This window comes from Allobosea sp. Tri-44 (assembly GCF_004123845.1).
Taxonomy (GTDB): domain Bacteria; phylum Pseudomonadota; class Alphaproteobacteria; order Rhizobiales; family Beijerinckiaceae; genus Allobosea.
In genome coordinates this window covers 470097-487004 of record NZ_NBDP01000019.1, presented here as the reverse complement: position 1 = coordinate 487004, position 16908 = coordinate 470097, and the positions used below count along the sequence as shown (strand labels likewise).

The following is a 16908-nucleotide window of genomic DNA, read 5'->3' as shown; positions in this document are numbered from 1 at the left end:
ATCGCTCCGGCCACAGCCATATGGAATTCAGCTTATTTGTCTTAATTCAGATAATCTGATTATAAATCGCTCATGGCGGTCACGCTGCGACAGATCCAGGCCTTCCTCGCCGTTGCCGAGCTGGGCACCTTCACCAAGGCGGCGGAGCGGCTGCACATGGCGCAGCCGGCGCTGTCGCAATTGGTGCGCGAGCTGGAGCACGCACTCGGGGTCCGTCTCTTCGATCGCACGACGCGCCGGGTCGAGCTGACGGAGGGCGGGCGGGAGTTCCAGGGCGCATCGGCCAAGATCGTCCACGATCTCGACCTCGCCATCCAGAACGCCAACGACCTCGCCGAACGCAGGCGCGGCCGGATCACCGTGGCCGCCCCGCCGCTTCTCGCCGCTGCGATCCTGCCCGAGGCGATCGCGGAGATGCGCGAGCGCTATCCCGGCATCCAGATCGCCCTGATCGACGCACGCACGGACACGATCGTCGAGGCCGTCCGGATCGGCCGGGCCGATTGCGGTCTGGGAACCTTCGCAGCCGTGGAGGACGGCATCGAGCGCATCCCGATGGCGCGCGACAGCCTGATGCTGTTCTGCAGCCCCAGCAGCCGCTTCGCCACGGCGACGGTCGACTGGCGCGAGCTGCAAGGCGAGCCGCTGATCACGCTGACGCGCGACAGCGGCATCCGCCTCCTGGTCGAGGTCGCCTTTGAGACGGTCGGAATGCCGCTGACGCCGGCCTATGAGGTCTCGCAGATCACGACGGCGCTCGCGCTGGTCGAGGCCCGCCTCGGCGTCGCCGTCCTGCCGACCTATGCGCGTGCGGCAGCGCCGCATCGCAGGGTCATCGCCCGGCCACTGTCCAATCCGACGATCGCGCGCGACATCGTCATGATCCGGCCCAGCGGCCGCTCGGTAACGCCCGCGCTCGCGACGTTCGAAACGCTGCTGCGGCGCTACGTCCAGCGCCTCACGCCAGCTGATGTCGATTGAGCCGGGTCGGCGACACCCCCGACCCTAGCGAAGCTAAGCGCCCGCCAGCGAAAGGCCGGCACCCGACGAGCGCCCGGCTGGAATAGCCGCGGCCGCGGCTACAATAAGCTGCGCCGCCTTCTCGGCGATCATCACCGCAGGCGCATGGGTGTTGCCGGAAACGATCGTCGGCATGATCGAGCAGTCGACGACACGCAGGCCCTCGAGGCCGTGCACGCGCAACTCCGGATCGACCACCGCCATCGCGTCGGTGCCCATCTTGGCGGTCCCGACCGGGTGGAAGATCGTCGTCGCGATGTCGCCCGCCGCTTGCGCCAACGCCGCAGGATCCTGGATGCCGGCGCCGGGCTTGAGCTCCTCCGGCTGGAACGCGCGCATCCGCTGCGTCTGCATCAGCCGGCGTGCGGCCGTGATCGAGGCGGCTGCGACCTCGCGATCGCTCTCGGCCGAGAGATAATTCGGCGCGATGCTCGGATGCGCCAGCGGATCCTTCGAGGCGATCCGGACATGGCCGCGCGAATCCGGCCGGAGATTGCAGACCGAGACTGTGATCGCCGGAAAGGCGTCGAGCGGCTGGCCGAACCGCTCCAGCGAGAGCGGCTGGACGTGGAACTCGATGTTCGGCGTGGCGAAGCGTTCATCCGAGCGCATGAAGATGCCGAGCTGGCTCGGCGCCATCGCCATCGGCCCGGAACGGCGCAGCGCATATTCGAGCGCAATGCCCATCTTGCCGAAGAGGCTCGCCTGCCGCTCGTTCAAGGTCCTCGCGCCCGTGATCTTGAAGACGGTACGGATCTGGAGATGGTCCTGCAGGTTCTCGCCGACCCCTGCCAGCTCGTGCCGGACGGTGATGCCATGCTGCGACAGGAGCAAGCCAGGACCGACACCCGACAGCTGGAGCAATTGCGGCGTGCCGATAGCCCCCGCCGACAGGATCAGCTCGCCGGCCGCATCGACCTGGACGGGTTCGCCATTGAGGCGCAGTTCGAGCCCGGTCGCGCGCTTGCCGGTGAAAAGGATGCGCTCGGCTTGTGCCTTGGTCAGCACGGTCAGGTTGCTGCGGCCACGCACCGGGCTGAGGAAGGCGCGCACTGCATTGAAGCGGAAGCCGGCCTTCTGATTGACCTCGAAATAGGACGAGCCGAAATTGTCGCCGGCATTGAAATCGTCGGTCTTCGGCACGCCGATCTCCTCGGCCGCCTCGCGCACAGCGTCGAGGATCGGCCAGGACAGCCGCTGGCGCTCGACATGCAGCTCGCCATCCCGGCCATGGAACGGCTCGCCCAGGCCGTGGTGCCGCTCAGACTTGCGGAACAGCGGCAGCACCTCGTCCCAGCCCCAGCCGGGGTTGCCGAGCTGGCGCCAGCCATCATAGTCGGCGGCCTGGCCGCGCATGTAGATCATGCCGTTGATCGAGGAGCAGCCGCCGAGCACCTTGCCGCGCGGATAGGCCAGTGAGCGGCCGTTGAGGCCATTCTCCTCTGCTGTCTTGTAGCCCCAGTCGGTCCGGGGATTGCCCATGCAATAGAGATAGCCGACCGGGATGTGGATCCAGTGATAGTTGTCGGAACCGCCGGCTTCGAGCAGCAGCACGCGCTTGGTCGGATCGGCGCTGAGGCGATTGGCGAGCACGCAGCCCGCCGACCCGGCGCCGACGATGACATAGTCCCAGGATCCGAGATGGCGACGGGCGCTCACGCGACCTCCGATCGATAACGCTGCCACTGTGCTGCCAGAGTCGTAGCAAGATCGGCGTAGAGCCGGTAGCGCGCATCGCTCAAGGTCCGGTCTTGGCAGATCGGCACGAAGCTTCGCTTGCTGCGAACCATCTGCGCGACGCCGGCCTCGATATCCCGGAACAGGCCGGCTGCCACGCCGGCGGCGATGGCGGCGCCAAGCGCGCCTGTCTCCTCGCATTCGGCGACTGTGATGGGCACGCCGATGCCGTCGGCGAACATCTGGCACCAGGCCGTGCTGCGCGAGCCACCACCGGAGAGGACCGCCCGGTCGAAGCTGACCCCGTTGGCGCGCAAACGATCGATATGACGGCGGTGCTCGAAGACGACGCCCTCATAGAGCGCATGCAGCATCTCGGCCCGGCCATGCCAGCCGGCAAGGCCGAGGAAGGCGGCACGAGCCATGGGCTCAGGCCCGGAGCCGTAGAGGAAGGGGTGGAACAGCGGGCTGTCGGCGCCTGCTGTCACCGAGGCGACGAGCTCGTTGCAGCGTGCGAAGGCTTCAGGCCCGTGGTCGCCGAGGATCTCGTGCACGAACCATTCGAGATTGACCGCCGAGGTCGCGCTCGACTCGACTGCGACATAACGGTCCGGTCGCCAGGTGCAGGCATGGAAGATGCGCTCGTCGACCAGCGGCTTGTCGAGGATGATCTGGTTGATGCCCCAGGTCCCGACGACGATGGCGGCCTGTCCCGGCTCGGCCGTCCCGGCGCCGATAGCGCTGGCGATGATGTCGAAGAAGCCGGCCGCGACCGGCGTGCCGATAGCGAGGCCGGTGCGCCGTGCCGCCGCCTCCGTCACAGTCCCGGCGACCGCGTCGGATTGCACCAGCGGCGGCAGCAGCTCTTTCGCGTCGGCAAGCCCATAGCGCTCAAGCAGCTCAGCGTCGTAGTCGCGCTGAGGCAGGCGCATCAGCCCGCAGCCGCTCATGTCGGAATAGTCGCTTACACGCTCGCCGGTGAGCATGAAGGTCAGCGCATCCTTGCACAGGAAGGCGGTGCCAGCCCGCTCATAGATGTCCGGCCGATTGCGCTTGACCCAGACGAGCAGCGTCGCCGTCTGCGAGGGCCAGGGCTTTTGCAGGCAGAGCGGATAGAGCGCGGCAGCGGTACCATCGGCCCGCCACTCCTCTGCGAGCCCGGCAGCGCGCGTGTCGAGCGACTGGATGCCGAGCAGCGGCCCGCCTTGCTTGTCGAGCAGATAGAGCCCGTTGCCATGACCGGCAGTGCCGACGGCCGCGACATCATTGCCGTTGGCCCCGGCATCGCGCAGGCAGGCGGCGATCACCGCGCCGGCATTGTCCCAGAGCTCGCCGATCTCGCGCTCGACATGGCCCGGCTCCGGCTTGCTCGAGCGGCCATCGCGCGCCGCCTTGCCGACCACCTTGCCGCTTCGATCGAACAGCACCGCCTTGACGACGGTGTTGCCGGCATCGAGGCCGAGAAGCAGCTCGCTCATCCGCGCTCCTCATAGATCCGCCAGGCGGCCTCGTCGTCGGCCCCGTCATGGATCATCGCCATCAGCGCCCTGACCACCCGGCTCGGCGAGGCATGCTGATAGATGTTGCGGCCATAGACCATACCATGCGCGCCCTGCCGCATCAGCGCATGGGAATTGGCGAAGACCTGGCGGAGATCGGCCTTGCCGCCGCCTCGAACCAGGACCGGGCAGCGCGCCGCCTCGACGACGCGGCCGAAATCGGCCGGATCGGTGGTCGGATCGGCCTTGATGATGTCGGCGCCCATCTCGCGGGCGAGGCGCACTAGCGTGACGATCTTCTCGGCATCGCCATCGACGAGATAGCCGCCGCGGGCGCTGTTCGGCTGCATCACCAGGGGCTCGATCATCAGCGGCATGCCGTAGCGCTCGCAATCCTGTCGGACGCGGGCGATGTTCTCAACGCATTGCCGGAACAGCGCCGGCTCGTCCGGCAGCATGAACAGGTTGACCACGACGCAGGCGGCGTCGAGCTTCAAGGCCGGCACCACCGGGTCATGCGCGTTCTGCAGCACCGCCCACATCTCGCGATGGCGCAGTGCATTATAGGGATTGCCCATGTCGATGCGCATCACCAGCGCCGGCTTGTCCTTGCCGGGCCGTCCCTGCAGCAGGTCGGCCTGGCCGTAATTCATCTGGATCGCGTCCGGCCCGGCCTGCGCCAGCACATCGACGATCCCGCCGATATCCTCGAGCCCGCCGAGAAAGGACGGCTCGTTGCAGACGCCGTGGTCGATCGCGACGTCAAGACACCTGCCGTTGTGGAACAGCCGGTTCATTCGGACCTTTTTCGAATCGTACATCGCTGTTCCCTTGATCGGCATCGCGCCGGCGAAGCATCGCTTCGCTGACGCCGTGATTGGTGTTGAGTTCGGAGAAGAGGGCAGCGCATTCGACCAGCCGCCAGCGCTCATCCCAGCCACGAGCAGCTGCCATGATCCCAGACAGTTCGATCACGGCGGCATGCGAGAGCTCGCCGGTGAAGGCGATGGTCAGGCGGCGCAGGACGAGGTCGGCCAGCGTCTCAGGCCATTCATTGTCGATGATCCAGGCGATCTCGCCACGGCCATGGGCCGGCAGCGAGATCAGGGCTTCGTCACCGCGTGCGGCCAGCCTGTAGCCGAGTTCATCGATCCGGGTGCCATAGCGCACCAGCAGCCGCTCGGCCGCCTCGCGAGCCAATCCCGCCGCGCCCGCGACGCGCTCCACCCAGGCCTGACGCCGTTCGATCGCGGGGTAGCCGCGGCCGCCGCCGATTGCACTGTGTTCGGTCGCCACCTGGCGCGGACGCCTCAGCCTAGCGAGGACCATGTCCGCGGCTGCGGCGCCGAAGGCGCGAAAGGTCGTCCATTTGCCACCGACCAGGTTGAGCACTGGCCGGGCCGCACCGGCGCCCGGATCGAGCCATTCGCAGCTATGGTCGCGCGAGATGCTGGAATTGAGGCTGCGATCACTGCGCGGCAATGGTCGCACGCCGGAGAAGCGGTAAATCAGCTCGTCCGGTGCGATCGGGATGTCCGGGAAGACCTCGGCGATCGAGGCCAGGATATAGGCGGCTTCGTCAGGCTCGCAGCGCACCCCGTCCGGCGTCTCGACGCTGATATCGGTCGAGCCCGCCAGCACCTGGCCGAGATGGCGGAACAGGATGCAGACCCGGCCTTCGCGATTGGCGAAATAGATCATGGTCTCGCCGATCGCATCGAAGAGCTGGCGGTTGGCGATGACGAGATGCGAGCCCTTGGTACCGCCGATCAGGCGTGGCGCCTGCCCGGCCAGCCCGGCATTGGTCAGGTCGATCCAGGCACCGGTTGCGTTGACGATGATCTCGGCGTCGAGCGTGAAGCGCTCGCCGGTCAGGCTGTCTTCGAGCACGGCGCCACCCGACTCCAGCCCGACGAAGCCGAGATGGTTGAGCGCCAGCGCCTCGGGGGCGGCCTGCTCGCTGTCGAGGATGAGCTCGATGCCGAGCCGCTCGGGATGGCTGATCCTTGCGTCGTAATAGAGCGCGCTGCCAACGATGTCGGAGCGCAGTGCCGGCCAGCGTCGCCGCGTCTCGCGGCCGCCGAAGAATGTGTGACGCGGCATGCCGCTGTCGCGGCCGGCATAGAGATCATAGAGGCAGAGCCCGAGCTTGATGATCAGGGCTCCCCGCGCCCCGGCTCCGGCCTCCCCGCCGAGGAAGCGGCGGGCCGCGGCAACCACGCCGGAAAGGCGGTCCATGACCGGGATCAGCGTCGGCAGCGGGCTGACGAGATGCGGCGCATTGGCCAGGAGCAGGTTGCGCTCGCGCAGCGATTCCCTGACCAGCGCGAACTCGCCGTTCTCCATATAGCGCAGGCCGCCATGGATCATCCGCGAGGGCGCGGAGCTCGCACCGCTCATGAAGTCGCCGCGCTCGACCAGCACGACATCGACGCCGTTCAGCGCAAGCTCGCGGAAGGTGCTGATGCCGTTGATGCCGCCGCCGATGACAAGCACCTGCGCGCGCCCCTTGCGACGCAAGGCGCTGATACGCTCTGCACGATCCTGGGCCATGATGGTCTCTGGCGCTCGCTCAGCCCGCAGCCTTGCCAAGATGCCGCGCGATCGCCTCGCCGATGCGGCGCAGTTCTTCGCTCGCGAGCGCGATCCTGCCGGCGCCGGCGTTCTCGGCGGCTTGCGTCCGGTCGCGGGCTCCACAGAGCGCATAGGTGATGCCCGGCTGCGCAATGGTCCAGGCGATCACCAGTTGCGCGAGCGTGGCGTCATTGGCCTCGGCGATCGGACGGATTTCGGCGAGGAAGGCCGCGATTCGCTTCAGGCTCTCCGGTGAAAAGCGCGGATCGTCCTTGCGCAAATCGTCGCCGGAGAAGACCCGGTCCGGCCCGATCTTGCCGGAGAGCAGGCCGAGCGCCAGCGAGGAATAGCTCAGCGTCGCGGCGTTGTGCGTCTGGCAGATCGGCAGCAGCGTCGTCTCGATCTCGCGATCGAGCATGTTGTAGCGCTCCTGGACGGCATCGACCGGGCCGATGGCGAGATAGGCCTTCAGCTCGTCAGGGCTGACATTGCTCACCCCGATCGCCCGGATCGTGCCCTGCTGCTTCAGCTCCAGCAGCGTGCGCATGGTCTCGGCCACAGGCGTCGTCGGGTCCTGCCAATGGGTGATGTAGAGGTCGATATAGTCGGTGCGCAGACGGCGCAGGCTCTGCTCGACTTCATGCAGGATCGAGTCGCGCCCGAGATGGCGATGGACGCGCTTACCGTGCTCGTCGAAGAAATGGTTGCCCTTGTCGGTGTGCCAGACGAGACCGCATTTCGTCGCAAGAACCACCTCGGAACGGCGGCCGGCAATGGCCTCACCGACGATCTCCTCGGATTTGCCGAGGCCGTAGGCCGGCGCGGTGTCGATCAGGCTGACGCCGGCATCAAGCGAGGCGCGGATCGCCTCGACCGCCTTGGCCTCGTCGGTGCCGCCCCACATCCAGCCGCCCATGGCCCAGGTGCCGAGGCCGACCGTGCTCGCGCTCACCGTGCTTGTGCCCATCGGGCGCAGTTGCTGGCTAATTCCCATGGGATTCATCCTTCAGCACATCGAGGATTTCGTTGCCGGTGGCCTCGTCGGTCGCCAGCACGTCAAGGAAGCCGCCGCGCAGGGCACTGGCCGTTGGCACCGCCTTGCGGGCGCCGGCGCAGACGCCGATCGCCAGCGGGATCGCCTTGAGTTCGTCCAGCGTCAGGCCGATCACGCGCTCATTGAGCGGGTAGTCGCAGAGCCGGCCGCGGCGATCGAGCAGATGCGCGACGAGCTCGCCGGCTGCGCCCAGCCGCGACAATTCGCTCTCGGTGCCGGGGTTCGCCGCGCGCAGGCTGAGATAGGTCGAGCGATCGGCCAGCACCGAGCCGATGCCGGTCACCGCGATCGCCGCATCACGGGCCCGGGCCAGCACCTCGCGCACCGACTGCAATGAGAGCAATACGCCGCGCTCCTCGCGCGAGGCGGCAAAGACCGGGGCATGAATCTGGAAAGCCTTGCCCTGGAGCTTGTGGGCGAGCTGCGCCGCCAGATGGTTCACATCGGTGAAATATTCGCCCTGGATGCCGCCGGTCGCCGGGACGACGGTGACGTCATAGGCCCGGTTCGGAGCCAGCGCCTGGATCATCGCATCGACGCCGCGCCCGCCGGAAACGCAGATCGTATCGCCATCCCTGAGGTTCGACAGGAGGTAGTCGGCCGCCGCCCGGCCCACCGTGGTCAGGTTGACCTCTTCCTGATCGGAGACCGTGGGCGTGACGATCGCCTCCTTCAGTGCGCCGGCCGCCGCGAGCGCCTCCTCGAGCGAGAACAGCGATTGCAGGGGCGAGCGCACGGAGATCTGCACATAGCCGCGCTCGTGCCCCTCTTTGACCAGCCGGTTGACGGTCGGGTGCGAGAGGCCGGTGCGCTTGGCAATCTCGGCCTGGCTCAGGCCCTCGACATAATGCATCACCAGCACGCGGTGGATTTTCCGCAGCCGCTCGAAATCGTCGTTGGAATGGGAGGCCATGACGAACTCGTTCAGCCGGCACGGACGGCGCCGAGGGCGCGCTTGCGAGTGTGGAGGAGGTGATCGATCGTGACGGCGGCGAGCAGGATCATCCCGCGGATCACGTCCTGCCAGACCGGCGGGACATCGAGCAGGGTCAGCGAGCTCGAGACCACCGAGAGCAGGGCGATGCCGAGGATCGCGCCGAGGATCGTGCCGGAGCCGCCCTTGAGGCTGGCGCCGCCGATCACCGCCGCGGCGATGATGTTGAGCTCCATGCCGACGCCGAAGGTCGGCGGCGCGGCGCCGAAGCGCGCCATGTAGAGCACGCCGGCGACGCCGGAGAGGCCCGAGCACAGCACGATGCAGAAGAACTTCACCCGGTTGGTGCGGATGCCGGAATACTGCGCCGCCTTCTCGTTGCTGCCGGTGTAGAACACCTTCCGGAACACGGTCGCCTTGCGCAGCAGCAGGTCGAAGACGACGACCACCGCCAGGAAGATCAGGATGACGACCGGTACGTCATAGACCTGGGCAAAGCCGAGGAAGCGCAGGTCGAGCGGCACCGTGCCCTGGCCGATGAATTTGAAACTCGCCGGCAACGAGAACAGTGACAGAGGCCTGCCGTCGGTGATCGCGAGGCAGAGGCCACGCACGATCACCATGAAGGCGAGCGAGACGATGAAGGAGTGCAGGCCGATCAACGTGACGAAGGAGGCCATCGCCACGCCGACCAGGGCACTGGCGGCAATGCCGGCGAGGCTCGCCGTCCAGGGATCGATGCCGGCGAGGAAGGCGGTGCCGGCGACCACCATGGCGAAGCAGACGACCGAGCCGACCGAGAGATCGATCGCGCCGACGATCAGCAGGACCGTCATGCCGACCACGACGATGCCCTCGATCGAGAAGGACATCAGCATGGCGCGGAAGTTGCCCCAGCTCAGGAAGTAGGGCGAGGCGAAGCTCATCGCGACGCAGAGCGCCAGGATGATCAGCACCAGGCCGAATTCGCGCATGCTGGTGATGTTGCGCCAGCCTCCGCTGGTCGTTTCCCGCGCCGCGGCCGGGCGCAGCTCTTCGTCCAATCCGCTGGCCACGCTCATCTCGCTTCCTGCCCTTCGATCGTAAGCCCGGAGGCGAGCCGCATGATCGTCTCTTCGTTGAGACCGTCGCCGGAGACCTCGCCGGCGATCCTGCCTTCGTGCACGACAAGCACACGATCGCAGAGGCCGATCAGCTCCGGCAGCTCTGACGAGATCGCGATGATGCCGGTGCCGTCGCTGGCGAGTTCGCGCAGGATGCGGTGGATCTCGGCCTTGGCGCCGATATCGACCCCTCGCGTTGGCTCGTCGAGGATGATCGCCTTGGGGCAGACCGAAAGGAGCTTGGCGAGCGCGACCTTCTGCTGGTTGCCGCCCGACAGGGTCGATGCGGTATCGTCGAGCGAGCCGCGCTTCAGGCGCAGTTGGTCGGCGAGGCCTTTGGCTTGCGCCTGCTCCTTGCTGCGGCTGACGAAGCCGGCGGTCGCGACGCGGTCGATGTCCAGCGCCGAGACATTCATCGCGATCGGCAGGTCGACGAAGACGCCGGCGCCCTTGCGATCCTCGGAGAGGTAGACGATGCCGTTACTGATGCTCTGCGCATAGCTGCGCGGCGTGACATCGCTACCTTCGAACTCGATCTTGCCGGAGGTCAGCCGGCTGAGGCCGCAAATGCCGAGTGCGATCTCGGTACGCCCGGCGCCGATCAGGCCGGCGATGCCCAAGACCTCGCCGCGGCGCAGTTCAAAGGAGACGTCGCGGACGCGGCGGCCGTCACCGAGATCGTTGACAGACATCAGCACCGGCGCCGCGGCGCTACCCGGGTTCTTCGGCGGGAAGATGTCGCCGAGATGCCGGCCGACCATGCGCCGAACGATCTCCTCCTGCGTCGTCGCTGCGACCTCTTCGGTGCAGATATAGCGCCCGTCGCGCAGCACGCTGATCCGGTCGCAATGCGCGAAGACCTCGGCCATGCGGTGGCTGATATAGATGATGCTGATGCCGCGCGCCTTGAGCTGCGCGATGATCCCGAACAATTTGCCGGCTTCGCGCTCGGTCAATGCCGCGGTCGGCTCGTCGAGGATCAGGATCGAGCAGTCGAGCGCCAGCGCCTTGGCGATCTCGACGATCTGCTGCTCCGAGATCGAGAGCTCACCGACCAGGGCCTGCGGATCGATCTCCGCCAGCGAGGCGAGGATCTGCCCGGCGCGATCACGCAGCTGGCGATAATCCATCAGCCAAGCGCGCCGGCTATTGGTCGCCGCCATCGAGATGTTCTCGGCGACCGTGATGTCAGGGCAGAGCGCGATCTCCTGATGCACCAGCCCGATGCCGAGTTCATGCGCCTTCTGCGGCGAGGCGATCTCGACAGGGCGGCCATCGACCAGGATTTCGCCGCCATCGGGTCTCAGGATACCGTCGATGATGTTCATCAGCGTCGACTTGCCGGCGCCGTTCTCGCCCATCAGCGCGTGCATCTCGCCCTTGCGCAGGCTGAAGCTGACGCCGTCGAGCGCGCGCACCGGGCCGAAACTCTTGCTGACATTGCGGACTTCGAGGGCGAGGGGCGGCATGGCACGGCTCATCGCGAGAGAAGAGATCGGCGGAGCGTAGCGGCGCTCCGCCGGGAGAGGGCTCGAGTTTATTCCTTGATGCCCTTGGTGCCACGACGCTTCAGATAGGCGTCCCAGTAGAAATCGTCGGCATTGTCCTTGGTGACCACCGCAAAGCCGTTGTCGACGACGGGCACGCCCATTGGGTTGAAGCCCGAGCGCTTGTAGTCGTTCATCGGGTCAATCAGCTCGGGATGGGCCGCCATGAACAGCAGCATGAAGCCCATATAGCCCTGCATGCCCTGGTTCGGGTTGATCGCACCGAAGACCTGGCCGCTCTTGATCATATCGAGGATCTTGCCGTTCACGTCGGCGTTCATGACCTTGATCTTGCCGCCGAGCTCCTGCGCCGCCTGCGCCGCGCCAAGCGCGGAATTGGCCTCCGGCATGAACAGCGCACCGAGATTGGGATTGGCCTGCGCCATGCTCAGCGCGGCACTATAGGCCTTGGTCGGGTCCTGGTTGGACGGTGCGCGGGCGACCAGCTTGATCCCCGGATGCTTCTCGCCCATCCGCTTGACAAAGGCCGTGACGCGGCGGTCGTGATTGTCCTGGCCGGGGTTCTCGAGGATGCCGTACTCGCCCTTGCCGCCCATCGCCTTGGCGATCACGTCGGCGGCATAGGAGCCCTCGCGATCATTGTCGGAGGTGACGTAGGAAACACGCTTGCTGTTCGGCGAGTCGGCCGCGAAGGTCACGACAGGCACGCCCGAGGCGACCGCGCGGTTGATCGGCTCGATGAACGGATCCGAATTCATCGGATGGACCAGGATGCCGGCCGGCTTCTTGGCCAGGATCTGGTCGAAGCTCGCGATCTGCTTGGTGACGTCGTATTCCGGCGTGCCGGTATAGGCGGTCTTGCAGCCGAGCGACTGCGCCGCCTGCTTGAACATCTCGTAGACGGGGAACCAGTATTCCACGCCCGAGACCATCACGTTCATGTAGTAGGTTTCGCCGTCCTTGCAGCGGAATTGCGCCGGGGTCTGCGCTACCGCGCCATGCCCCAGAGCGAGCGACAGGCCGAGGCCCGCAGCGACCGTCAACGTCAGATTACGAGCCAGTTCCTTGATGCGCATGTTTCCCCTCCAGGGCTCGACACCGGACCGATCTCCGGTGTCCTTGTGACCAGCTTGAAATTTATTTCATATACTGGTATCTATTTCCGATAGGGATATGATGACGCTTGCGACGTGTCAAGCGACACGCGCCATGGCGCGGAGCCAGCCGAAAGCCGAGCAGCAGTGCTGGCCGCGACGAGCGTCCTGATTGGTCAGCTGGAACGATGTGACTGGCTGATCGGCCGGCGCTCGCGGTGGCAGCCCCGCGGACTGCGCGGCCTACTTCACCACGAAGCCGTGCGCGAACGGGTCACGGTCGTCGATGAAGATGGTGTTGTAGCCGGTCATCCGGGCCCAGCCGGCGATCGAGGGGATGATCGCCGGATGGTTCGCCACCGTCGTCGCCGCTTCGACTCGCCCCTTGAACAGCGAGCCGATGATCGATTCATGGACGAACTCGTCGCCGACGCCGAGCTTACCCTTGGCAGCGAGCTGCGCCATCCGCGCCGAGGTGCCGGTGCCGCAGGGCGAGCGGTCGATCGCCTTCTCGCCATAGAACACGGCATTGCGGGCATGGGCACCGTCCTGCGTCGCCTTGCCGGTCCACTGGATGTGCGAGAGGCCCTGGATCTCCGGATGTTCCGGATGGACGAACTCGTATTTCGCGTTCAGCGCCGCCCGCAGCTTCGGCGACCAGCCGACCAGCTCGCCAGCGGTATGGTCGGCCATATCGCGGAAGTTCTTCTGCGGTTCGACGATCGCATAGAAATTGCCGCCATAGGCGACATCGACCACGATCTCGCCGAGCCCCTCGACCTCGGCGGTCAGCCCTTCCGCATAGAGGAAGCCCGGCACATTGGTCAGGCGGACCTCCTCGACGAAGCGGCCCTCCTGCCGATAGCTGATGTCGACCTTGCCGGCCGGCGCATCGATCGAGAGCCTGCCCGGCTCGCGCGGCGTGATCAGCCCGTTCTCGATGCCCATGGTGATGGTGCCGATCGTGCCATGGCCGCACATCGGCAGGCAGCCCGAGGTCTCGATGAACAGCACGCCGACGTCGCAGTCGGGCCGTGTCGGCGGATAGAGGATCGAGCCCGACATCATGTCGTGCCCGCGCGGCTCGAACATCAGGCCGGTACGGATCCAGTCGAACTCGCGCAGGAAATGGGCGCGCTTCTCCAGCATGGTCGCGCCTTCGAGGCGCGGGCCGCCACCCGAGACCAGGCGGACCGGGTTGCCGCAGGTGTGGCCGTCGATACAGGAGAAGGTATGGCTGCCCATCGATCAGAACCTTCCTGAGGCACTACGCCCGCTTGAAGTCATGTCGGCTTTTTGAATACAGCAAGTATGCAGATTTGCAACGAGCGGGAAGCACGCCATGAGCGACATGACGATCCTCAGCATGGAGGCGCTGACGCGCCGGATCGAGGCCGTCTTCCGCAAGGGCGGATTGTCGCCACTTCATGCCGCAGCGCTGGCCCGCGTGATCGCTGCCGGCGAGCGCGACGGCTGCAAGTCGCACGGCGTCTATCGCGTCGAAGGCTGCCTGCGCACCCTCAAGGCGGGCAAGGTCTCGCCGGATGCCGAGCCGGTGCTGCACGATGATGGCTCGGCGGTGCTGCGTGTGGCGGCAGGCGGCGCCTTCTCCTGCGCCGGCTTCGAGCTCGGCGCCCCAGCGCTGGCGGAGCGGGCGAAGCAGCTCGGCCTCGCCGCTCTGGTGATCAACGACTGCACGCATTTCTCGGCGCTCTGGCCGGAGGTCGAGGCGCTCGCCGAGATGGGCGTCGCCGCGCTGGCGATGTGCCCGAGCTATGCCACCGTCGCTCCCGCGGGCGGGATTAGCGCCCTGCTCGGCACCAACCCGCTCGCCTTCGGTTGGCCGCGCAAGGACAGCCACCCTTATGTCTTCGATTTCGCCACCAGCGTCGCGGCGCGCGGCGAGATCGAGCTGCATCGCCGCGCCGGCAAACCGCTGCCCGAGGGCTGGGCGCTGGATTCGCAGGGCGAGCCGACCACCGATCCGACCGCCGCACTCGCCGGGGCGATGCTGCCCTTCGGCGGCCACAAGGGCTCGGCGATCTCGACCATGATCGAACTGCTGGCCGGCGTGATGATCGGCGACCTGACCAGCCAGGGCGCGCTCGACTTCCTCGGCACCACGACGCTGGCACCGCAGCATGGCGAACTGATCCTCGCGTTCTCGCCCGAGCGCTTCGCCGCCGGCCGCCCCGGCGATCCCTTCGCCCGCGCCGAGACGCTGTTCGAGGCGATCGCCGGGCAGGGCGCGCGCCTGCCCTCGCAGCGCCGCTTCAAGGCTCGCGAGCACTCGCTGGCGAAGGGGATCGCCCTGACTGCCGTCGAGATCGAGCAGCTAAACCGGCTGGAGGCGCTCGGACTCAACGCGCTCGCCTGACAACAAGAAAGCCCTCCCGTCCCTGGGAGGGCCTGTTCCTGAGCAATCCTCAGGCGACGTGCTTCAGTGCGCCGGCCTGCTTCGACCACTGCGCATACCAGGCGTCGAACAGCTTGAGCTGCGCTTCGACATAGCCGCGCTGGCTCTCGCCGAGCGCGTCGGTCGGGTTGAAGTGCAGCCGATACTCGGCATCCCCCTTCAGCACCATCATGTGCTTGAAATAGAGGACGAGGTCCGGCCCCTCGTCGAAGGAGGACAGCACGGCGAGCGCCGCCTCGAGCTCGAGCGCCAGCCGGCGCGCCTCGACATCGCCCTTCGCCGCCGCCTGGCTCAGGCTGACGAGGTGCAGCACCTCCTTGGGCAGCACGCAGCCGATGCCGGTGATCGCGCCGGTCGCGCCGCCATTGACGAAGCCGTGGAAGACGCAGGTGTCGACGCCGATCATCAGCGAGACGTCATCGTCACGGCTGGTGATCGTCTCGGCCGCATAGCGCATGTCGGCTGCGCCGCCGAATTCCTTGAAACCGACCAGGTTCGGATGCTCGGCCCGCAGCGCGAAGAACAGGTCGGCGCGGGTGGCGAAGCCATAATAAGGGCTGTTGTAGATCACCGCCGGCAGGTCCGGCGCGGCGGCGAGGATCGCTTTGAAATGATGGCGCTGCGCCTCGACCACCGAACCGCGCGAGAGCACGCGCGGGATCACCATCAATCCCTTGGCACCGACCTTCTGGGCATGGGCGGCATGGGCGACGGCGGAGGCGGTGTTGACCGCGCCAGTGCCAACGATCACCGGTACGCCAGCCTTCACCAGGGCCTCGACGCCCTGCATGCGCTGCGCATCGGTGAGCAGCGGCCAGTCGCCCATCGAGCCGCAATAGACCACCGCCGACATGCCGGCGGCGATCAATTCCCGGCCCTTGCGCACCAGCGCCTCGAAATCGGGGCTGCGGTCGTCCTTGCAGGGGGTCATCAGCGCCGGCATGCAGCCGGAAAAGATCTGGGCCTTCATCATGCGCTCCTCGGGCTGGCGTTTCCGCGGGCGGCGTGACTTGCCGCCTTGATCGACGATGATAATACTCTTTGTATTTTATTTGTCGACAAGAAAATTCAGCAGCCGAAACTCCCGGCAAGACCGGGCTGTCGACCCGGCTTTCTCCCGGCACCGTCATTCCGGCCGAAGCGAAGCGGAGCGCCGGAATCCATCGTAGAGCCCCGGTGCCACACGATGGATTCCGGAGCTGCGCGGCTACGCCGCTTGTCCGGAATGACGGGTGATCTGGAAGAGGAGCGCTGGCCCTACAGCGCCAGCGTCTGGCGCCGGTCGCGCGCGATCAAATGCTGGATCTGCTGGACGATCTGGTCGGCATGGGCCTTGGCCAATCTGTCGGCGCCTTCGACGTCGCGGGCCGCAATGGCGGCGACCATCTCCTCATGCTCGGCGACATAGCGCTGCGGCAGGCGATCCTCGAAGGAGGAGTAATAGAGCCGCAGGATGCGCCGGCCCTCGTCGAGCAGGCGGCAGAACAGCCCGGTATAGTAGGGGTTGCGGCCCGCCTCCGCGATCGCGGCGTGGAAATCGCGGTTGGTGGCGATCATGGCGAGCGCATCCTGCGCCTCCACCGCACCGGCGAAGGCGGCTTGCCGCGCGCGGATGATGTCGAGATCACCAGGCACATGGAACTGCGCCGCCAGCCGCGTGGTGACGCGATACATCAGCGTGATCGCATCGAAAAAGGTGTGCAGGTTGAGGAAGTCGATGTTCGACACCACCGTCGAGCGGTTGGGCAGCGTCGTCACCAGCCCCTCGCTCGCCAGCCGCACCAACGCCTCGCGGATAGGAGTGCGCGACATCGAGAGGCGCTGCGCCAGCTGGATCTCGTCGATCGGGCTGCCCGGCGGCAGCACGAGGTCGATGATGTCGTCGCGCAGGATGTCGTAGACGAGCTTGACGCCCTCGCCCCGCTTGCGTTCGGCCGGAGCTGCCGTGGTCCTGTCGGTCATGTCGCCATCCATTGTCGACATGACAAATACAGATTGGACGTACCTGCATCAACAGCGCCGGCCGACA

Annotated in this window: 14 protein-coding genes; 2 read left to right on the top strand and 12 right to left on the bottom strand. The window is 66.7% G+C overall.

All coding sequences use genetic code 11. The features are described 5' to 3' along the window. The first annotated feature begins 72 nt into the window (after positions 1–72). Entirely contained in the window at positions 73–981 is a 909-nt protein-coding gene (locus tag B6S44_RS14560) for a LysR family transcriptional regulator (protein ID WP_129157591.1), read from the top strand. Positions 982–1014: 33 nt separating this feature from the next. Here B6S44_RS14560 and B6S44_RS14555 read toward each other — a convergent pair whose 3' ends face one another. The 10 genes from B6S44_RS14555 to B6S44_RS14510 all read right to left on the bottom strand — a co-directional run bounded on the left by B6S44_RS14555 (position 1015) and on the right by B6S44_RS14510 (position 13708). Beyond that, the gene (locus B6S44_RS14555) at positions 1015–2679 is read right to left on the bottom strand and encodes a GMC family oxidoreductase (RefSeq protein ID WP_129157590.1); all 1665 of its coding nucleotides are present in this window, start codon (positions 2677–2679) and stop codon (positions 1015–1017) included. Continuing rightward, positions 2676–4175 (bottom strand): FGGY-family carbohydrate kinase, encoded by a 1500-nt coding sequence (locus B6S44_RS14550; RefSeq protein ID WP_129157589.1) that lies wholly within the window; start codon positions 4173–4175, stop codon positions 2676–2678. The genes B6S44_RS14555 and B6S44_RS14550 overlap by 4 nt, the downstream gene beginning before the upstream one ends. Further along, entirely contained in the window at positions 4172–5017 is an 846-nt protein-coding gene (locus B6S44_RS14545) for a class I fructose-bisphosphate aldolase (protein ID WP_129157588.1), read from the bottom strand. The genes B6S44_RS14550 and B6S44_RS14545 overlap by 4 nt, the downstream gene beginning before the upstream one ends. Next, positions 4959–6749 carry a glycerol-3-phosphate dehydrogenase/oxidase gene (locus tag B6S44_RS14540; protein ID WP_129157587.1) on the bottom strand — a complete coding sequence of 597 codons (1791 nt, stop codon included), beginning with the start codon at positions 6747–6749 and terminating at the stop codon, positions 4959–4961. The genes B6S44_RS14545 and B6S44_RS14540 overlap by 59 nt, the downstream gene beginning before the upstream one ends. A gap of 19 nt (positions 6750–6768) precedes the next feature. Beyond that, on the bottom strand, positions 6769–7764 hold the full coding sequence (locus B6S44_RS14535; protein WP_129157586.1) for an aldo/keto reductase: 996 nt from the start codon (positions 7762–7764) through the stop codon (positions 6769–6771). Then, the gene (locus tag B6S44_RS14530; protein WP_129157585.1) at positions 7754–8737 is read right to left on the bottom strand and encodes a sugar-binding transcriptional regulator; all 984 of its coding nucleotides are present in this window, start codon (positions 8735–8737) and stop codon (positions 7754–7756) included. The genes B6S44_RS14535 and B6S44_RS14530 overlap by 11 nt, the downstream gene beginning before the upstream one ends. An 11-nt stretch (positions 8738–8748) precedes the next feature. After that, positions 8749–9819 carry an ABC transporter permease gene (locus B6S44_RS14525; RefSeq protein ID WP_129157584.1) on the bottom strand — a complete coding sequence of 357 codons (1071 nt, stop codon included), beginning with the start codon at positions 9817–9819 and terminating at the stop codon, positions 8749–8751. Beyond that, on the bottom strand, positions 9816–11330 hold the full coding sequence (locus B6S44_RS14520) for a sugar ABC transporter ATP-binding protein (protein ID WP_248309593.1): 1515 nt from the start codon (positions 11328–11330) through the stop codon (positions 9816–9818). The genes B6S44_RS14525 and B6S44_RS14520 overlap by 4 nt, the downstream gene beginning before the upstream one ends. A gap of 68 nt (positions 11331–11398) precedes the next feature. Then, on the bottom strand, positions 11399–12310 hold the full coding sequence (locus tag B6S44_RS14515; protein WP_465246115.1) for a substrate-binding domain-containing protein: 912 nt from the start codon (positions 12308–12310) through the stop codon (positions 11399–11401). A gap of 396 nt (positions 12311–12706) precedes the next feature. Then, a complete protein-coding gene (locus B6S44_RS14510) occupies positions 12707–13708 on the bottom strand; it encodes a 4-hydroxyproline epimerase (RefSeq protein WP_129157581.1) in 1002 nt (333 codons plus the stop codon). A 97-nt stretch (positions 13709–13805) separates the two neighbouring features. On the opposite strand from B6S44_RS14510, the gene B6S44_RS14505 reads away from it, so the two are divergent. Beyond that, the gene (locus B6S44_RS14505; RefSeq protein ID WP_129157580.1) at positions 13806–14840 is read left to right on the top strand and encodes an Ldh family oxidoreductase; all 1035 of its coding nucleotides are present in this window, start codon (positions 13806–13808) and stop codon (positions 14838–14840) included. Between the two features lie 49 nt (positions 14841–14889). Here B6S44_RS14505 and B6S44_RS14500 read toward each other — a convergent pair whose 3' ends face one another. Both B6S44_RS14500 and B6S44_RS14495 read right to left on the bottom strand, forming a co-directional pair. Further along, on the bottom strand, positions 14890–15849 hold the full coding sequence (locus tag B6S44_RS14500) for a dihydrodipicolinate synthase family protein (RefSeq protein ID WP_129157579.1): 960 nt from the start codon (positions 15847–15849) through the stop codon (positions 14890–14892). Between the two features lie 287 nt (positions 15850–16136). Then, positions 16137–16841 carry a GntR family transcriptional regulator gene (locus B6S44_RS14495; RefSeq protein ID WP_129157578.1) on the bottom strand — a complete coding sequence of 235 codons (705 nt, stop codon included), beginning with the start codon at positions 16839–16841 and terminating at the stop codon, positions 16137–16139. Positions 16842–16908 lie beyond the last annotated feature (67 nt).

What these genes read in the sequence shown, in the direction of transcription:
- B6S44_RS14560 (WP_129157591.1), top strand. Translation starts at nt 73, where the DNA reads ATGGCGGTCACGCTGCGACAGATCCAGGCCTTCCTCGCCGTTGCCGAG.
- B6S44_RS14550 (WP_129157589.1), bottom strand. Translation starts at nt 4,175, where the DNA reads ATGAGCGAGCTGCTTCTCGGCCTCGATGCCGGCAACACCGTCGTCAAG.
- B6S44_RS14545 (WP_129157588.1), bottom strand. Translation starts at nt 5,017, where the DNA reads ATGTACGATTCGAAAAAGGTCCGAATGAACCGGCTGTTCCACAACGGC.
- B6S44_RS14540 (WP_129157587.1), bottom strand. Translation starts at nt 6,749, where the DNA reads ATGGCCCAGGATCGTGCAGAGCGTATCAGCGCCTTGCGTCGCAAGGGG.
- B6S44_RS14535 (WP_129157586.1), bottom strand. Translation starts at nt 7,764, where the DNA reads ATGGGAATTAGCCAGCAACTGCGCCCGATGGGCACAAGCACGGTGAGC.
- B6S44_RS14530 (WP_129157585.1), bottom strand. Translation starts at nt 8,737, where the DNA reads ATGGCCTCCCATTCCAACGACGATTTCGAGCGGCTGCGGAAAATCCAC.
- B6S44_RS14525 (WP_129157584.1), bottom strand. Translation starts at nt 9,819, where the DNA reads ATGAGCGTGGCCAGCGGATTGGACGAAGAGCTGCGCCCGGCCGCGGCG.
- B6S44_RS14520 (WP_248309593.1), bottom strand. Translation starts at nt 11,330, where the DNA reads ATGCCGCCCCTCGCCCTCGAAGTCCGCAATGTCAGCAAGAGTTTCGGC.
- B6S44_RS14515 (WP_465246115.1), bottom strand. Translation starts at nt 12,310, where the DNA reads ATGAACGTGATGGTCTCGGGCGTGGAATACTGGTTCCCCGTCTACGAG.
- B6S44_RS14510 (WP_129157581.1), bottom strand. Translation starts at nt 13,708, where the DNA reads ATGGGCAGCCATACCTTCTCCTGTATCGACGGCCACACCTGCGGCAAC.
- B6S44_RS14505 (WP_129157580.1), top strand. Translation starts at nt 13,806, where the DNA reads ATGAGCGACATGACGATCCTCAGCATGGAGGCGCTGACGCGCCGGATC.
- B6S44_RS14500 (WP_129157579.1), bottom strand. Translation starts at nt 15,849, where the DNA reads ATGAAGGCCCAGATCTTTTCCGGCTGCATGCCGGCGCTGATGACCCCC.
- B6S44_RS14495 (WP_129157578.1), bottom strand. Translation starts at nt 16,841, where the DNA reads ATGACCGACAGGACCACGGCAGCTCCGGCCGAACGCAAGCGGGGCGAG.